Source organism: Ramlibacter lithotrophicus (genome assembly GCF_012184415.1).
Classification (GTDB): Bacteria; Pseudomonadota; Gammaproteobacteria; order Burkholderiales; family Burkholderiaceae_C; genus Ramlibacter; species Ramlibacter lithotrophicus.
The window spans coordinates 255,956-272,408 of sequence record NZ_VTOX01000001.1; the positions used below are offsets into that span (position 1 = coordinate 255,956).

The 16,453-nt window shown below is 71.1% G+C and carries 14 protein-coding genes; 13 read left to right on the forward strand and 1 reads right to left on the reverse strand.

Annotated features, from left to right (window positions below):
• Positions 1-14: 14 nt before the first annotated feature.
• Complete coding sequence (locus tag RAMLITH_RS01250; protein WP_168105520.1) at positions 15-2,855, reverse strand: response regulator; 2,841 nt, start codon at positions 2,853-2,855, stop codon at positions 15-17.
• An 81-nt stretch (positions 2,856-2,936) separates the two neighbouring features.
• On the opposite strand from RAMLITH_RS01250, the gene RAMLITH_RS25615 reads away from it, so the two are divergent.
• From RAMLITH_RS25615 to ubiD, 13 genes are all read left to right on the forward strand, one after another.
• Positions 2,937-5,273, forward strand: coding sequence for a DUF3482 domain-containing protein (locus RAMLITH_RS25615; RefSeq protein WP_238343971.1), 2,337 nt, complete (start codon positions 2,937-2,939; stop codon positions 5,271-5,273).
• Positions 5,274-5,489: 216 nt separating this feature from the next.
• The gene (locus RAMLITH_RS01260; RefSeq protein WP_168105521.1) at positions 5,490-6,335 is read left to right on the forward strand and encodes an STAS domain-containing protein; all 846 of its coding nucleotides are present in this window, start codon (positions 5,490-5,492) and stop codon (positions 6,333-6,335) included.
• A gap of 2 nt (positions 6,336-6,337) precedes the next feature.
• Complete coding sequence (locus RAMLITH_RS01265) at positions 6,338-6,712, forward strand: STAS domain-containing protein (RefSeq protein WP_168105522.1); 375 nt, start codon at positions 6,338-6,340, stop codon at positions 6,710-6,712.
• Positions 6,702-7,106 (forward strand): ATP-binding protein, encoded by a 405-nt coding sequence (locus tag RAMLITH_RS01270; protein WP_168105523.1) that lies wholly within the window; start codon positions 6,702-6,704, stop codon positions 7,104-7,106. Before RAMLITH_RS01265 ends, RAMLITH_RS01270 begins: the two co-directional genes overlap by 11 nt.
• A complete protein-coding gene (locus RAMLITH_RS01275) occupies positions 7,103-8,110 on the forward strand; it encodes an ATP-binding protein (RefSeq protein WP_168106399.1) in 1,008 nt (335 codons plus the stop codon). The genes RAMLITH_RS01270 and RAMLITH_RS01275 overlap by 4 nt, the downstream gene beginning before the upstream one ends.
• 2 nt (positions 8,111-8,112) lie before the next feature.
• Entirely contained in the window at positions 8,113-8,985 is an 873-nt protein-coding gene (locus tag RAMLITH_RS01280) for a sensor histidine kinase (protein ID WP_168105524.1), read from the forward strand.
• A gap of 1 nt (position 8,986) precedes the next feature.
• Positions 8,987-10,984 carry a hybrid sensor histidine kinase/response regulator gene (locus tag RAMLITH_RS01285; RefSeq protein ID WP_168105525.1) on the forward strand — a complete coding sequence of 666 codons (1,998 nt, stop codon included), beginning with the start codon at positions 8,987-8,989 and terminating at the stop codon, positions 10,982-10,984.
• 122 nt (positions 10,985-11,106) lie between these two features.
• On the forward strand, positions 11,107-12,132 hold the full coding sequence (gene ubiU / locus RAMLITH_RS01290) for a ubiquinone anaerobic biosynthesis protein UbiU (protein ID WP_181017733.1): 1,026 nt from the start codon (positions 11,107-11,109) through the stop codon (positions 12,130-12,132).
• Positions 12,133-12,145: 13 nt separating this feature from the next.
• Complete coding sequence (locus RAMLITH_RS01295) at positions 12,146-13,039, forward strand: U32 family peptidase (RefSeq protein WP_168106400.1); 894 nt, start codon at positions 12,146-12,148, stop codon at positions 13,037-13,039.
• A gap of 3 nt (positions 13,040-13,042) precedes the next feature.
• Positions 13,043-13,660: a PAQR family membrane homeostasis protein TrhA gene (gene trhA, locus RAMLITH_RS01300; RefSeq protein WP_168105527.1), complete on the forward strand. Its 618-nt coding sequence runs from the start codon at positions 13,043-13,045 to the stop codon at positions 13,658-13,660.
• Positions 13,661-13,685: 25 nt separating this feature from the next.
• Positions 13,686-14,201 (forward strand): ubiquinone anaerobic biosynthesis accessory factor UbiT, encoded by a 516-nt coding sequence (gene ubiT / locus RAMLITH_RS01305; RefSeq protein WP_168105528.1) that lies wholly within the window; start codon positions 13,686-13,688, stop codon positions 14,199-14,201.
• Positions 14,198-14,794, forward strand: a complete 597-nt coding sequence (locus RAMLITH_RS01310) for a UbiX family flavin prenyltransferase (protein ID WP_168105529.1) — start codon at positions 14,198-14,200, stop codon at positions 14,792-14,794. Before ubiT ends, RAMLITH_RS01310 begins: the two co-directional genes overlap by 4 nt.
• Positions 14,795-16,282 carry a 4-hydroxy-3-polyprenylbenzoate decarboxylase gene (gene ubiD / locus RAMLITH_RS01315; protein WP_168105530.1) on the forward strand — a complete coding sequence of 496 codons (1,488 nt, stop codon included), beginning with the start codon at positions 14,795-14,797 and terminating at the stop codon, positions 16,280-16,282.
• Positions 16,283-16,453 lie beyond the last annotated feature (171 nt).

Sequence of the window (16,453 nt, forward strand, 5' to 3'; positions counted from 1 at the left end):
CGGCGCATCGCGCCTCAAGCGGCGGAGGTCTCCTGCCGCCGCCCGGCCATCTTCGCCAGCAGCGCTTCCACCGCCGGCAGCTCCGCCGGCTTGGTCAGGTGATGGTCGAACCCGGCGCTCCTGGAGCGCGCGCGGTCGTCCTGCGCGCCCCAGCCGGTGAGGGCGACCAGCATGGTGTCGCGGTTGCGCGGATCGCGGCGCAGCTCGCGCGCCACCTCGTAGCCGTCCTTGCCGGGCATGCCGATGTCGAGGAACACGATTTCCGGCCGGAACTCGGCGGCCTGCGCGATCGCCGAGTCCCCGTCGTGGGCGACGCGGATATCGTGGCCGTCCAGTTCCAGCAGCGCCGCCAGGCTCTCGGCGGCGTCCACGTTGTCGTCCACCACCAACACGCGGAACACCGGCGCGGCCTCGGCCGCGGCGGAAGCGGCCGGCACCTGCGGCAGCGGCGCCGCCGCCCCGGCGCCGACCGGCAGGCGCACCGTGAACGTGCTGCCCCGGCCGACGCCGGCGCTGTGCGCGGTGACGCTGCCGCCATGCAGTTCCACCAGCCGGCGCACCAGCGCCAGCCCGATGCCCAGCCCGCCTTGCGAGCGTTCGCGGTGCCGGCCGACCTGGGTGAACATCTCGAACACCTGCGGCAGCGCCTCGGCGGCGATGCCGATGCCGGTGTCGGTCACCGAGATCACCACCTCCTCGCCGTCGCGGCGCGCCGCGAGCTCGATGCGCCCGCCGTCGGGGGTGTACTTGGCGGCATTGTTCAGCAGGTTGCTGACCACCTGCGCCAGTCGCGTCCCGTCGGCCACCAGCTGCAGGCCCGGCTCGGCGATGTTCACGTCGAGCTGGTGGCCGGCCGCGTTCAGCAGCGGCATGCTGCTTTCCACGGCGCTGCCCAGGATGGCGTCGAGCGCCGTCCGCTCCTTCTTCAGTTCGACCTTGCCGCTGGAGATGCGCGCGATGTCCAGCAGGTCGTCGACCAGCCGCACCAGGTGCCGCAACTGCCGCTCCATCATGTTGCGTGCCCGCTCCTTGGCCTCCGCATCGCCGTCGGCGATGCGCAGCAGTTGCAGTCCGTTGGAGATCGGCGCCAGCGGGTTGCGCAGCTCGTGCGCCAGCGTGGCCAGGAACTCGGTCTTGCGCCGGTCGCTTTCCGCCAGTTCCGCCGCCAGCCGCCGCAGGCTTTCCTCCGAGCGGCGCCGTTCCGTGATGTCGGTGAACAGCAGCGCCACCTTGCCAGTGGCCCGGTCGGTGCACGTGGCGTAGACGTCGAACCAGCGGCCGAGGGCGCGGGCCTCGTTTTCGAACCGCACGGGCTCGCCCGTGCGCGCGACGCGGCCGTAGATCTCGAACCAGTGGGCCTCATGCTCGGGAGCGATCTCCCGCATCGTCCGGCCGACGGCGCCGACCATGCCGGTGTGCTTCTCGAAGGCGGGATTGACCTGCAGGAAGCGATAGTCGACCGGGCGGCCGTCCGGGGCGTAGAGCATCTGGATGACGCAGAACCCTTCGTCCAGCGACTCCATCAATGCGCGGTAGCGCTCCTCGCTGCGGCGCAGTTCGTCCTCGGCGTGCTTGCGGTCCGTGATGTCCACGGCCGTACCGAGCACGCGCGCCGGCGTCGCATCCTGGGCCGGCTGCAGGATGCCGGTGAGCTCGATCCAGCGCAGCGACCGGTCGCTGCGGCGGAAGAACCGGCCTTCGAAGCGCAGGCGCTCGCCGGTCCGCGCGGTCCGCAGCAGCGCGGCGCGGCAGGCGTCGGCGTCGTCGGCATGGGCGAGTTCCGTCAGGCGGTCGCCGAGGCGGCCCGGCTCCAGGCTGCCGCGCGCCGCGCCGGTGAGGCCGAAGATCTCGAACAGGCGCTCGTTCTCCCAGGTGAGCTGGTCGCTGCCGAGGTCCCACACCCAGACGCCCAGGCCCGCGGCTTCGGTCGCGAGCCGCACCCGCTGCTCGCTTTCGCGCAGGCGCTCGCGGCTTTCGCGGATCAGCTCCGCAGCGGCTTCGGCTTCCTCGCGGCGGGTCTGTTCCGTGATGGCCGCCTCGCGGGCCTGTTCGGCCTCGCGCTGCGCCGAGACGTCGTGCATCGACACCACCGCGCCGAGCTTGTGCCCGGCCTCGTCGTAAAGCGGCTGCCCGCTGGCGAGCAGGTGCCGCGCCTTGCCGCCCGGCGGGGCGATCACCAGTTCCACGTTGCGCACCACCTCGCCGCCCAGCGCCCGGTGCAGTGGCACTTCCTCCGGCCGCAGCGGCGTGACGCCGTCGGGGCCGTACAGGTCGTACTGCTGCGACCAGTTGCTGGCGCCGACCGGCTCGAAGTCCATCGCGTGGAACTCGCGCGTCGCGCGGTTGAACAGGGTCAGCCGGCCGTCCGGCCCGCATGCCACGATGCCGTCCTCGACGGCCTCCAGCACGGCGGACAGAAACGCACGGTCCTGCACCGCCTTGCGCTCGGCCGCCTGCAGTTCCTGCCGGCTGCGGTGCAGCTCGACGAAGAACGCGAGCTTGGCCTTGAGGACGGGCGCCACGATGGGCTTGGTGAGGAAGTCCACTGCGCCGATCGCATAGGCCTCCTCCACCGAGAGGTCGGAGGCGTCGGCCGTGATGAAGATGATGGGCGTGCGGCGCGAGCGGCGCTGCGCGCGGATCAGGCGGGCGGTTTCGAAGCCGTCCATGCCCGGCATGCGGACGTCGAGCAGCACCGCGGCGTAATCGGCGTCGCGCAGGCGCCGCAGCGCTTCCTGGCCGGACCCGGCACGCACCAGCGGCTCGCCCAGTGTCTGGAGCACGGCTTCGAGGGCCAGCAGGTTGGCCGGGGCGTCGTCGACCAGGAGAATGGGAGCTGGGGGGCGCAAGTTCACCCTGCGAAGCTACACCAAAAACGAGGGCCGCGGCGCCGCGGCGCGGGGCCTCGCCCCGAGCGGGCGCACATAATCGTCCCGATGCAAGAGCCGACACGGATGAGCATGCACGAACGCGCGGCACGACGCGTGATCCTGGCGCATGCGATCGAGGCCGGCGACGGCCAGGGCCGGCTCCTCGGCCAGGGCGAGCGCGACCAGATCGACGCGCAGGCGCGCGAGGCCGCCCTGCCCGGTGGCGCGACCGAGCCGGTGATCGCGCCCGAACGCTTCCTCGACCTGCGGGCCCAGCGCGTCGTCGCGGCCGTCGAGGCGCGTCATCCGGCGGTAGCCGCGCTGCAGGACCCGGGTTCGTGGCACGGCTGGTTGACGATCGGGCTGCCGCTGGCGGCGGTGGCCATGGGCGTGCTGACGGACGTCGTCGCCAATCCGCACCGCGTCGACCTCGTGTCGCTGCCGCTGCTGGCGATCGTCGGCTGGAACCTGGCCGCGTACCTGGCGCTGCTCCTGGGCTGGGCGCTCGGGCGCCGCCGTCCACGGGCCGGCGCGAAGGCGCGCCGCCGCCGCGCCGAGGGCCTGCTGCACTGGCGCCGCGGGGGCGCGCGCGCCGGCGTGGAGGTGGCGGCATTCTTCCACCTGCGCTGGCAGCGCGCGAGCCAGGCCTTGTCCGTCGTCCGGGTGAAGAAGGTGCTGCACCTCGCTGCCGCGGGCTGGGCGGTGGGGGTCGGGCTGTCGCTGCTGGCGCGCGGGCTGGTGGTCGAGTACCGCGTCGGCTGGGAAAGCACCTTCCTCGAGGCCGGCCAGGTGCACGCGATCCTGAGCCTGCTGCGCGTGCCGGCGCTCCTGCTGTTTCCGTTCGAGCCCTTTTCGGTGCAGGAGGTGGCGTCGCTGCGATTCAGCGCCGGTGGCGGCGCCCTGGGCGGCGCGCGCTGGGTCCTCATGTACGTGGCGCTGCTGGCCGTGGTGGTGGTGCTGCCGCGGATGCTGCTCGCGGCCTGGTGCCACTGGCGTGAGCGCGTGCTGGCCCGGCGCGTGCCGATCGAGGTCGACGATCCGTATTACCGGCGCGTGCTGTCGCTGCTGAGCGCCGCGCGCGTGCACCTGGGCCTGGTGACGCACCGCGCCACCGATAGCGAGGCGCTGCTGCGGGTGCTGGCGCAGGAGCCGGCGGCCGGCGACACGCTGATCCGCACGCCCCAGGGCGACGTGCTGCAGCTGCTCGACCTGTCCGGCCGGCAACCGCCGCGGCAGGACGGGGCCGGCGGGTGGCTGTCGGGGCTGCGGCGCCGGGTGCTCGCGCGAGAGGAAGCGGCGGGCGACGCGGATACCGCACTGTCGCTCGCGCGCCGCGAGAACGACGTGGTGCTGCACGTGGTGCGCGAGCCGGCGGACGTCGCAGCGGGGGCGCCGCTGCTGCAGTGGCTCGGCAAGCCGGTGCTGGTCCTGGTCGACCCGCCGGGCGGCGAGGCCGCGGCCCGGCCCGGTGCCGCCGTCGCCAGCGCCGACCTGGCGCGCGGCCAGCCGCTGGTGGCCGGCGTCCTCTCGTTCGGTGAATTCGGCCGCTGCTGGGTCCAGGAGCGCGTGCTGCTGGACGCGGTCGGCCGCTGCCTGTCCGACGAGGACCGGCCCGGCTTCGAGCGGATCGTCGTCGCCTGGCAACAGCGCAACGAGCTGCGCCTGCATCGCGCGATGACCGCCGTCGCGGAGCACCTCCTGTTCGCTGCGCGGCAGGCGCAGGAGGTGCCGGCCGGCGCGTTGTCGATCAAGAGCCTGCTGCCCGCGGAGCGGCAGGCGCAGGCCGGCGCGCGGCAGGCCGCGATGGACGAAGTCGTGCAGCGGCTCGACGTGTCGGCCGGCCAGATGTTCACGCGGGTGCGGGAACTGCACGGGCTGGAGGTGACCGACGCGGTGACGCTGCAGCACCGGCTGCAGGAGAAGTTCGTCGTGCAGCACGCGGTGGAAGGGCGGCAGGCCGGGATGGCGGGCGCGGCCACCGGCGCGGCGATGGGCGCGTCGGTCGACCTGCTCGTGGGCGGGCTCACGCTGGGCGCGGCCGCGGCGCTGGGCGCGCTGGTCGGCGGCGGCGCGGGCTACCTTGCCGCGGCCTGGAAGAATCGCGCCACGCCGGGCGGCGCGACGCACGTTCAACTGAGCGACGAGATGCTGCACGCGCTCGCCGAGGCGGCGCTGCTGCGCTATCTCGCGGTGGTGCATCACGACCGCGGCATGGGAGAGTTGCCGGCGTCGTGGCCGGCCGACGTCGTGGCCGGGGTGGAGGTCCATCGCGACCGCCTGGCGCCGTTCTGGGCCGCGGCGCGCACTCAGGCGGAGCCGGCGCGGCTCGCCAGCGCTCTCGCGCGCGAACTCGAGGCGATTGCGCGCGAGCTGCTGCAGAAGATCCATCCGGGCGCGCTCTGATACCGCGTGCCGGCCCCCCGGAAAGCCGGATCGCGTCAGGCGTTTCCTACGCACGTCGGCGCCGTCCTACGCCGTGGCAAATAAAGTGCCTGGCGCCGCTGCTTCTGGCGTGCGAGGCCGTGCCGCGCTTCTAGAATCGATCCCCGCGAGCGGGCGCCCGGTGTCCATCCCACCTGCGCCCGCATTGTTTTGAACGACAGGAAAGGGTCGGCCGTAATGAAGAGGGAACAGGAAGCGTTGCTCGCGATCGTGTCCGAGGAGGAGTCCGGCATTCTCGACGAATGGATCAAGGAGAGCGGAGTCCCCGAGTCGCGCCGCCGCGCCGTCACGGACGAAGCCACGCAGTTGCTGCGCGCATTCCGCGCCGGCCTGCGCGCCGGGGCCGACCCGGCCGTCCTGCGCGACGAGCGATGGGCCGACCTCACGCATTCGCTGCAGGCACTTTCGAGCTCGCGCGCCGCGCAGGGCCAGAAGGCCGGCGATACCAGCCGTTTCGTGCTGGCCTTCAAGCGCCCGCTGCTGGCGCTGGCACAGAAGCGGCTGGCTGCCGACCCCGCGCTGCTGATGGACACCGTCTGGGCGATCTCGGCGCTGGTCGACCAGATGGCGCAGTTGACGGTGACCACCTACCAGGAAACCCGCGAAGCCGTGATCACGCGCCAGCAGGAGGAACTGCTGGAGCTGTCGACGCCGGTGATCAAGCTGTGGACCGGCGTGCTGGCGGTGCCGATGATCGGCACGCTGGACAGCAGCCGCACCCAGATGGTCATGGAGGCCCTGCTGCAGAAGATCGTCGAGACCGAGTCCGGACTCGCCATCATCGACATCACCGGCGTGCCGACGGTGGACACGCTGGTCGCGCAGCACCTGCTCAAGACCGTGAGCGCGATCCGCCTGATGGGCGCCGACTGCATCATCAGCGGCATCCGGCCGCAGATCGCGCAGACCATCGTGCACCTGGGCATCGACCTGCAGGGGATCATGACCAAGGCCACGCTGGCCGACGCGCTCGCCCTCGCGCTGGAGCGCACCGGCTGGCGCATCGTGGCGCAGGCGGCCTGAGCGTGGACCGCATCCCGATTCTCCGCATGGGCCAGACGCTGCTGGTCACCATCCAGGTCGACATGCTGGACCAGATGGCGCTGGCGCTGCAGGACGACCTGGCCAACAAGATCGCGCAGACCGCGGCCCACGGCGTCGTCATCGACATCTCCGCGCTCGAGATCGTCGACTCGTTCGTCGGCCGCATGCTGGCCAGCATCTCGGGCATCGCGCGCGTGCTCGACGCGGTGACCGTCGTCGTCGGCATGCGGCCGGCCGTGGCGATCACGCTGGTCGAACTGGGGCTGTCGCTGGAAGGCGTGAAGACGGCCCTGAACGTCGAGCGTGGCATGGAGATGCTGGCGCACTCCCGCAAGGGAGCGTCCCGTGCCGCATGAACCCGGTGGTACCCGGCCGATCCGGTCGGAGCAGGACGTGGTCGCCTGCCGCCAGCTGGTGCGCACGCTCACGCAGGAGCTGAAGTTCTCGCTGGTGGACCAGACCAAGATGGTGACGGCCGCCAGCGAGCTGTCGCGCAACACGCTGGTGCACGGCGGCGGCGGCCAGGTCAGGTGGGAGACCATCCAGCAGGGACCGCGCATGGGCCTGCGGCTGCATTTCGAGGACCAGGGGCCGGGCATCGCCGACGTGAAGCAGGCGCTGGTCGACGGGTGGACGTCCAACAAGGGCATGGGCCTGGGCCTGCCCGGCAGCAAGCGGCTGGTGCACGAGTTCGAGATCGAATCGGCGCCGGGCGCCGGCACCCGAGTGAGCGTCACCCGGTGGAAATGATCGCGGGCTGGGTCCACGTCGCGTTTCCGGTCGACGATGCGAGCCGCATCGGCGAGGCGCGGCGCCATGCCGCGGCGCAGGCCAGGGACCTGGGCTGGGACGAGGTGGACGCGGGCCGGCTGGCCCTGGTCGTCACCGAACTCGGCTCCAACCTGCTGCGCCACGCCAACAAGGGCCGCCTGCTGGTGGCCGCCCGGCCGCAGTCGGGCGAGATCGAGGTGCTCGCCATCGACAAGGGGCCCGGCATCTCGAACGTCGCGCAGTGCCTGGGGGATGGATTTTCCACCGGCAGCACGCCGGGCACCGGCCTTGGCGCCGTGCGGCGGCTGGCGGACGTCTTCGACATCCACTCGTCGGTGCCGCAAGGCACGGTGGTCCTCGCGCGGCTGGCGCGGCAGCGCCTGCTGCCGGCGCGTGGCCGCGGCCTGGAGCTCGGTGCGGTGGCGGTGTGCGCGCCGGGCGAGATTGTCTGCGGCGACGGCTGGACCGCCAGCCTGGACGGCGGCCGTGCGGCCGTGCTGCTGGCCGACGGCCTCGGGCACGGGCCCGAGGCGGCGGCCGCGGCGCAGGCTGCGGTCGACGTGTTTGCGCGCGATCCGCACGGCGACCTGCGGGCAACGCTGGAAGAAGCGCACCGCGAACTGCGAAGCACCCGCGGCGCGGCCGTCACGGCGCTGCAGGCCGACGGCGCCGACGGCAGCATCCGGTCCGCCGGCGCCGGCAACATCACGGTGCGCATCGTCGCCGGCGACCACGACCGGACGCTGCTGTCGCAACACGGCACCATCGGCGTCCAGATGCGGCGGCTGCAGGAGGTGCGTGCCGACTGGCCGCCGCATGCCGCGATCGTGCTGTACAGCGACGGCGTCGAAGGGCGCTGGGCGCCGCAACTCATTCACCCCTTGCTCGCCCATGACCCCGCGCTGATCGCGGCGGTGCTGGTGCGGGATCATTTCCGGGGCCGCGACGACGCGACGGTGGTCGTGCTGCGGCGCAAAGGCTGACGATGACCCAGCAGGACGTGCCCGGCCCGGCAGGGGCCGAGGACCTCGAGGCGGCCCGGCGCGAGCTCGACGCGCTGCGCGCGGAGCTCGAGGAGACCAACCGCGGCGTGGTCGCGCTGTATGGCGAGCTGGACGCCCAGGCCGAGCGCCTGCGCGAAGCCACCGAGCTCAAGAGCCGGTTCCTCGCCTACATGAGCCATGAATTCCGCACGCCGATCAACGCGATCCGCAGCATTGCCCGCCTGCTCACCGACCGCCTCGACGGCCCGTTGACGCCGGAGCAGGAGCGGCAGGTGGTCTTCATCCAGGACACGGCCACCGAGTTCGCGGCGATGGTGGACGACCTGCTGGACCTGGCACGGGTGGAGGCGGGCCGCGTCGACATCTCGCCGGCGTGGTTCGAGATGGTGGACCTGTTCACCGCGCTGCGCGGCATGTTCAAGCCGATCCTCACCAACCCCGACGTGGTGCTGGTGTTCGAGGAGCCGCAGGACATCCCGAAGCTCTACACCGACCACCAGAAGCTGTCGCAGATCCTGCGCAACTACATTTCCAACGCGCTCAAGTTCACCCAGCACGGCGAGGTGCGCGTCTGCGCGTACCGCGCCGACGGCGACATGGTGACTTTCGCCGTTGCCGACACCGGGATCGGGATCGCGCCGGAGCATCATGGCGCGGTGTTCCACGATTTCGCGCAGCTGGACTCGCCGATCCAGAAGCGCCTGCGCGGCACGGGCCTCGGCCTGTCCCTGAGCAAGCGGCTGGCGCAGCTGCTGGGCGGCAGCGTCGGCCTCGAGAGCGAACTGGGCAAGGGGTCCACGTTCACCGTGACCATCCCGGTGCAGCTCAAGCCTGCCGAAGCGAAGGAGGCGTGAGATGGAATCTTCGAGCGATGTGATCAACACCACCATCGACCGCGGCGCGCACACCTTGCTGGTGGTCGACGACAACCCCGCCACCCGTTATTCCACGGCACGCGTGCTGCGCGCCGCCGGCTTCAGGACGGCCGAGGCGGGCACCGGCGGGGAGGCGCTGGAGATGGCGCGCAGCGGCGTGTCCGCCGTGGTCCTGGACGTGGACCTGCCGGACATCAACGGCTTCGACGTGTGCCGCAAGCTGCGCTCGCAGCCGGAAACCGCCTTGCTGCCGGTGGTGCACCTGTCGGCCATCTATGCGAAGAGCGAGGACCGGGTCGCCGGCTTCAACGCCGGCGCCGACGCATACCTGATCCACCCCGCCGAGCCGGCGGTGCTGGTGGCCACGTTGCAGGCGCTGATCCGGGCCCGGATGGCCGAGGACGGCCTGCGCCGCAGCGAGACGCGCTTTCGCGCGATCTACAGCGAGGCCCAGAGCGGCGTGTGCCTGCTTGATGCGCAAGGGCGGTTCGCCGACGTCAATCCCGCCATGGAGCGCCTGCTCGGACGTCCGGGCGGGGGGTTGCTCGGTCACGCCGTCAGCGATTTCGCCCCGCCCGAGTGGGTCGAGTTCGTCGCCCGGCACACCAGCGAAAGCGCCGACGCCGGGCAGCCCTGGAGCGGCGAGTTTGCGCTGCTCGACGCCGCCGGCGGCCGGGTCCACCTGGAGTGGCGCATCTCGCACCACGTGGAGCCGGGACTGCGCATCGGGATCGCCCTCGACATTTCCGGCCGCGCGCAACTGGAGCAGCAGCGGCGCGAGATGCTGGAGCGGGAGCAGGCCGCGCGTTCGCTCGCCGAGCGCCACAGCCGCACCAAGGACGACTTCATCGCGGTGCTGTCGCACGAGCTGCGCACGCCGCTCAACTCGATCGTCGGCTGGGTGCACATCCTCAAGCGGCGCGGCGGCACGCCCGAGCTGCTGAAGGGGCTCGATGCGATCGACCGCAGCGTGAAGACGCAGGCGCGCATCATCTCGGACATCCTGGACGTTTCGCGCATCAACTCGGGCAAGCTGCGGCTGGAGCAGGAGTGGGCCGACCCGGGCGAACTGGTGAGCGCCTCGGTCACGTCGCTGCGCGATTCGCTCGGGGAAAGGAAGCTGGCGGTCCACCTGGACGTCGGTCCGGACCTCGGCCGCGCCTGGATCGACCCGGCCCGCTTCCAGCAGATCTTCTGGAACCTGCTGACCAACGCCATCAAGTTCTCGTCCCGGGGCGGCGTGATCGACGTGTCGCTGCACGCGAGCGGCGGCCGGCTGCGCCTGGTGGTCCAGGACTTCGGGCAGGGGATCCATCCCGAGTTCATGGACCAACTGTTCGACCGCTTCACGCAAGGGGATTCGCCCGGCAACCGCTACCACGGCGGGCTCGGGCTCGGGCTGTCGATCGTGAAGCACCTCGTGGAACTGCACGGCGGCTCGGTGGCCGTGGAAAGCGCCGGCGTCGGCCAGGGCACGACGATGCGGGTGGAACTGCCGATGGCACCGGCCCAGGCGCCGGCCGCCGCGGTGGCCGTCTCCGCGGGGCAGGCGCCGGAACTGGCGGACAAGGTGCTGCAAGGGGTCGACGTGCTGGTCGTGGAAGACGACGAGGACGCCTGCGAGATGCTGCGCATGATCCTCAGCGACCGCGGCGCGCGGGTGCGCTGCGCGCATGATTTCGAGGGAGCGATGCGCCTGCTGCGCGACTGCTGGCCCGACGTGCTGGTGAGCGACATCGGCCTGCCCGGCCGCGACGGCTACGAGCTGATGCGCCTGGTGCGCCAGGAGACGCCCGCCGGCCGGCAACGGCTGCCCGCGATCGCGCTGACGGCCTTCACCCGCGCCGAGGACGAGGCGAGCGCGTTCCAGGCTGGTTTCGATACGCACCTGACCAAGCCGCTCAAGCCGCACGAGCTCATCGGTGCGGTGGCGCGCATGTGGCGCACGGACTCGGAAGCGGGCCGGCGGCCGGCCTGATCGCCGCGCGAGATCGTCGATGACCTTGCCATCGCGAGGGGCTTCACGCCGTTCTGCGCATGTCTTGACGCGGATCATGCGCCCGGATTGCCGACGCGGATATGGTTGGGTGCTTGACCGCCATGACATCCACGAACTCCACCGCCGCGCCGGAACTGGTGTGTCCCGCCGGCAGCCTCCCCGCGCTGCGGGCGGCCGTCGACAACGGCGCCAACTGCGTGTACCTCGGCCTGCGCGACGCGACCAACGCACGCAACTTCGCCGGCCTCAACTTCGACGAGAACGCGATCGCCACCGGCATCCGCTACGCGCACGAGCACGGCTGCAAGGTGTTCATGGCGCTCAACACCTACCCGCAGGCGGCCAACCCCGCGATGTGGCGTGCCGGCCTCGACAAGGCGGTGGACCTCGGCGTGGACGCCGTCATCCTGGCCGATCCGGGGTTGATGCAGTACGCCGCGAAGACCCATCCGAAGCTGCGCCTGCACCTCTCCGTGCAAGGCTCGGCGACCAACTACGACGCGATCAATTTCTACCGGGAGCAGTTCGGCATCGTGCGTGCGGTGCTGCCGCGCGTGCTGTCGCTGCAGCAGGTGGAGCAGCTGATCGAGAAGACGCCGGTCGAATGCGAGGTGTTCGGCTTCGGCAGCCTGTGCGTGATGGTCGAAGGCCGCTGCCAGCTGTCGTCCTACGTCACCGGCGAGTCGCCCAACACGCATGGCGTGTGCTCGCCGGCCAAGGCCGTGCGCTGGCAGGAGACGCCCACCGGCCTCGAGTCGCGCCTGAACGGCGTGCTGATCGACCGCTACGCGCACGGCGAGAACGCCGGCTACCCGACGCTGTGCAAGGGCCGCTTCGACGTCGGCCAGGAACAGAGTTACTACGCGGTGGAAGAGCCCACCAGCCTCAACACCCTGGAACTGCTGCCCCAGCTGTTCAAGATCGGCGTGAAGGCGATCAAGATCGAGGGCCGCCAGCGCAGCCCCGCGTACGTGGCGCAGGTGACGCGGGTGTGGCGCGAGGCGATCGACAGCTGCCGCGCGAACGCGCACCGCTACGCGCCCAAGCGCGCGTGGATGGCGAGCCTGGACCAGGTGGCCGAAGGCCAGCAGCACACGCTGGGCGCCTATCACCGGCCCTGGAAGTAGGGGCCACGACATGATGAAGCTTTCCCTCGGCCCACTGCAGTACTACTGGCCGCGCAACACGGTGTTCCGCTTCTACGAGGCGATCGGCGCGACGCCGGTCGACATCGTCTACCTCGGCGAGACGGTCTGTTCGCGCCGCCACGAATTGCGCCTGGCCGACTGGCTGGAGATCGCCCGCAAGCTCGCCGAAGCCGGCAAGGAGGTCGTGCTCTCGACGCAGGTGCTGCTGGAATCGGGCAGCGACGTGGCCACCATGCACAAGGTCGCCGGCAACGGCGAGTTCCTGGTCGAGGCCAACGACATGGGAGCGGTGCAGCGCCTCGCCGGCAAGGCGCCCTTCGTGGCCGGGCCGCACCTGAACATCTACAACCAGCCGACGCTGCAGTGGCTGGCCGGGCTGGGCGCCAGCCGCTGGGTCATCCCGCTCGAGATGAAGCGCGACGACCTGGCGCTGCTGCAGCGCGAGCGGCCGGATGGCCTGCAGACCGAAGTCTTCTCGTACGGCCGCATGCCGCTCGCGTTCTCCGCGCGCTGCTTCACGGCGCGCCACCACGACCTGCCCAAGGACGACTGCCGCTTCAGCTGCATGGAAGATCCCGACGGCCTGATGCTCAGGACGCGCGAGGGCGAGCAGTTCCTGGTGCTCAACGGCATCCAGACGCAGTCCGCGCGCGTCTACAACCTGGTCGACCAGCTCGCGGCCATGGACGAGATCGGCGTCGACGTGGTGCGGCTGAGCCCGCAGTCGATCGACACGCAGGACGTGATCGCCGTCTTCGACGCGGCGCGGCGCCGCGCCATCGCCCCGGCCGAAGCCGTGCGCAGGCTGGAGGCGTTGATGCCCGCCGCCGGCTGCAACGGGTACTGGCACGGACGCGCCGGACTGGAGCAGGGCGCGCCGGCGTAGGGCATGGACCACGGTGAGCGGTTCAACAGCATCAGTCACCTGATCGGCGCGGCGCTGGCCCTGGCCGGCGGATCGGCGCTGGTGGTGCTCGCGGCGCGGATCGGCGATCCGTGGAAGATCGTCAGCTTCAGCATCTACGCGGCGATGCTGTTCGCCCTGTACGTCTTTTCGACGCTGTATCACGGCACCCGCGGACGGGCCAAGGCGGTGCTGCGCAAGTTCGACCATTGCAGCATCTACCTGCTGATCGCGGGCAGCTACACGCCGTTCGCACTGGTGTCCCTGCGCGGCGCGTGGGGCTGGTCGCTGCTGGGGACGGTCTGGGGGCTGGCGATCGTCGGCGTGGTGCAGGAACTGTGGCTCGCGCGCGGGGCGCGCATGCTGTCGATGGCGATCTATCTCGTCATGGGCTGGCTGGCGCTGGTCGCCGCCTGGCCGCTGTGGATCGCCCTCCAGCCCGAGGGCTTTGCCTGGCTGCTCGCCGGCGGTGCCTTGTACACGGCCGGAATCGTCTTCTACGTGCGCGACCGCACGGTGCGCCACGGGCACGGCATCTGGCACCTGTTCGTGATGGGCGGCAGCACCTGCCATTTCCTCACGGTGCTGCTGCACGTGGCCTGAAGGTGCGAAACTGCAGGAAAGAACCATGGAAACATCGACCTCCCACCTCGTCCCGCCGCCGCTGGGGGCGCTGCTCGGGCGCCTGCCCGCCTATCCCGGCTCCGTGATGCTGGTGGCGGCGCTCAACGTCGGCCTGGCCGACCAGTTGCCGGAGGACGTTCGCCAGATCCTCGCCGGCAAGAAGCTGCGGATCCACGTGCGCGACGCCCAGCTGACCTTCGACTTCACGTGGTCGGGCAGCGGCTTCGCGCCGCGCAGCGCCGGTGGGCCGGTGGACCTCACCATCGGCGCCAGCGCCTATGACTTCCTGCAACTGGCGCAGCGGCGCGAAGACCCGGACACGCTGTTCTTCAGCCGGCGCCTGTCGATGGAAGGCGATACCGAGCTGGGGCTGGTCGTGAAGAACACGCTCGATGCGCTGGAGATGCCGGTGCTCGAATGGCATCGCTGGGCCCCGCATCGCGTCCTGGCGCGGCTCGCACCGCACTGGCGCGGGCCCGGCATCGGGCCGCGCCGCCCGGGCGAAAGCCGCCCGGAATGAGCGGCGCGGCGGCCGCGCGGCGGCGCATCGTCCTGGCCATCTCCGGGGCCACCGGCGCGGTGTACGGCGCGCGGCTGCTGCAGGTGCTGCAAGGCAGCCCGGGCATCGAGACCCACCTGGTCGTCTCCGATGCCGGCTGGCGCAACCTGGAGATCGAACAAGGGCTGGCGCGCGAGGCCATCGAGGCGTTCGCCCACCATGTGCACGACGTGCGCAACATCGGGGCCGCCATCGCGAGCGGCTCGTTCCACTGCGACGGCATGGTGGTCGCGCCGTGTTCGATGCGCACGCTGGCGGCGGTCGCGCACGGGCTGGGGGACAACCTGATCACGCGCGCGGCCGATGTCATGCTCAAGGAGCGGCGACGGCTGGTGCTGATGGTGCGCGAGACGCCGCTGAACCTGGCGCACCTGCGCAACATGGTGGCGGTGACCGAGATGGGCGCGATCGTCGCGCCGCCGCTGCCGGCTTTCTACCTGCGGCCGCAGAGCGTGCAGGACGTGATCGACGCCAGCGTGGCGCGGGTGCTGGACCTGCTGGACGTGCCGCACCAGTTGTCGGGCCGCTGGTCGGTCGCGGCCGGCGAGGATTGAATGGGATATCGCGACCTGCGCGACTTCATCGCGCAACTGGAAGAGGCCGGCGAACTGCGGCGCATCGCCGAGCCCGTGTCGCCGCACCTGGAGATGACGGCGATCGCCGACCCGGTGCTGCGCGCCGGCGGCCCGGCGCTGCTGTTCGAGCACGCGACCGGCCACGACATGCCGGTGCTGGCCAACCTGTTCGGCACCACGCAGCGCGTCGCGCGCGCCATGGGCGTGGCCGACGTGCGCGAGCTGCGGGCCTTCGGCGAAGTGCTGGCGTCGCTGAAGGAACCGGAAGCGCCCAAGGGCCTGAAGGACGCGATGGGCCTGGGCAGCCACCTGCTCAGGACACTGTGGAACATGGCGCCGCGCGAAGTGCGTTCGCCGGCGTGCCAGGAGATCGTCCGGGAAGGCAATGAAGTCGACCTGGCGCGCCTGCCGGTGCAGTACTGCTGGCCCGGTGACGCCGCGCCGCTGATCACGTGGGGCCTGGTCATCACGCGCGGGCCGAACAAGCCGCGCCAGAACCTGGGTATCTACCGCCAGCAGGTGATCGCGCGCGACAAGGTGATCATGCGCTGGCTGGCGCACCGCGGCGGCGCGCTCGATTTCCGCGAGCACTGCATCGCCAATCCGGGCCAGCCGTATCCGGTGGCCGTGGCGATCGGCGCCGACCCGGCGACGCTGCTGGGAGCGGTGACGCCGGTGCCCGATGCGCTGTCCGAATACCAGTTCGCAGGCCTCCTGCGCGGCAGCAAGACCGAAGTCGCGTCGGCCCTGGGCAGCGGCCTGAGCGTGCCGGCCGGCGCGGAGATCGTGCTGGAGGGGCACATCCAGCCGGACCCAGGCCACCCGAGCGGCTTCGAGCACGCGCTGGAAGGCCCGTTCGGCGACCACACGGGCTATTACAACGAGCAGGCGTCGTTCCCCGTGTTCACGATCGACCGCATCACGATGCGGCGCGACGCCATCTACCACTCCACCTACACCGGCAAGCCGCCCGACGAGCCGGCGGTGCTGGGCATGGCGCTCAACGAGGTGTTCGTGCCGTTGCTGCAGCGGCAGTTCCCGGAGATCCTCGACTTCTACCTGCCACCCGAGGGCTGCAGCTACCGGATGGCGCTGGTGCGCATCCGCAAGGCCTACCCCGGGCATGCGCGGCGCGTCATGATGGGGGTGTGGAGCCACCTGCGGCAGTTCATGTACACCAAGTTCATCGTCGTGGTCGACGAGGACGTGGACGTGCGCGACTGGCGCGAGGTGATCTGGGCGATGACGACGCGGATGGACCCGGCGCGCGACACCATGCTGGTGGAGCACACGCCGATCGACTACCTGGACTTCGCGTCGCCGGTGAGCGGCCTGGGCAGCAAGATGGGGATGGACGCGACCAGCAAGTGGCCGGGCGAGACCCAGCGCGAGTGGGGCCGGACGATCACGATGGACGCGGACGTGACGAAGCGGGTGGAGGGCATTCTCGCGTCACTGGGGCTCTGACGGCGCACGCTGGACAGCCGAACGCAGAAGCCGCGGAAGTTTCGCAAAAGCCGCGAAAGAACAGCCTGAAAATTGATGCGTCGGTCCGCGGCGTATGCGCAATGGCTGCAGGTCACCGCGCCGAAACATCAATATCTTTTTGCGGTTTCTGCGCAGCCTTTGCGGCTTCTG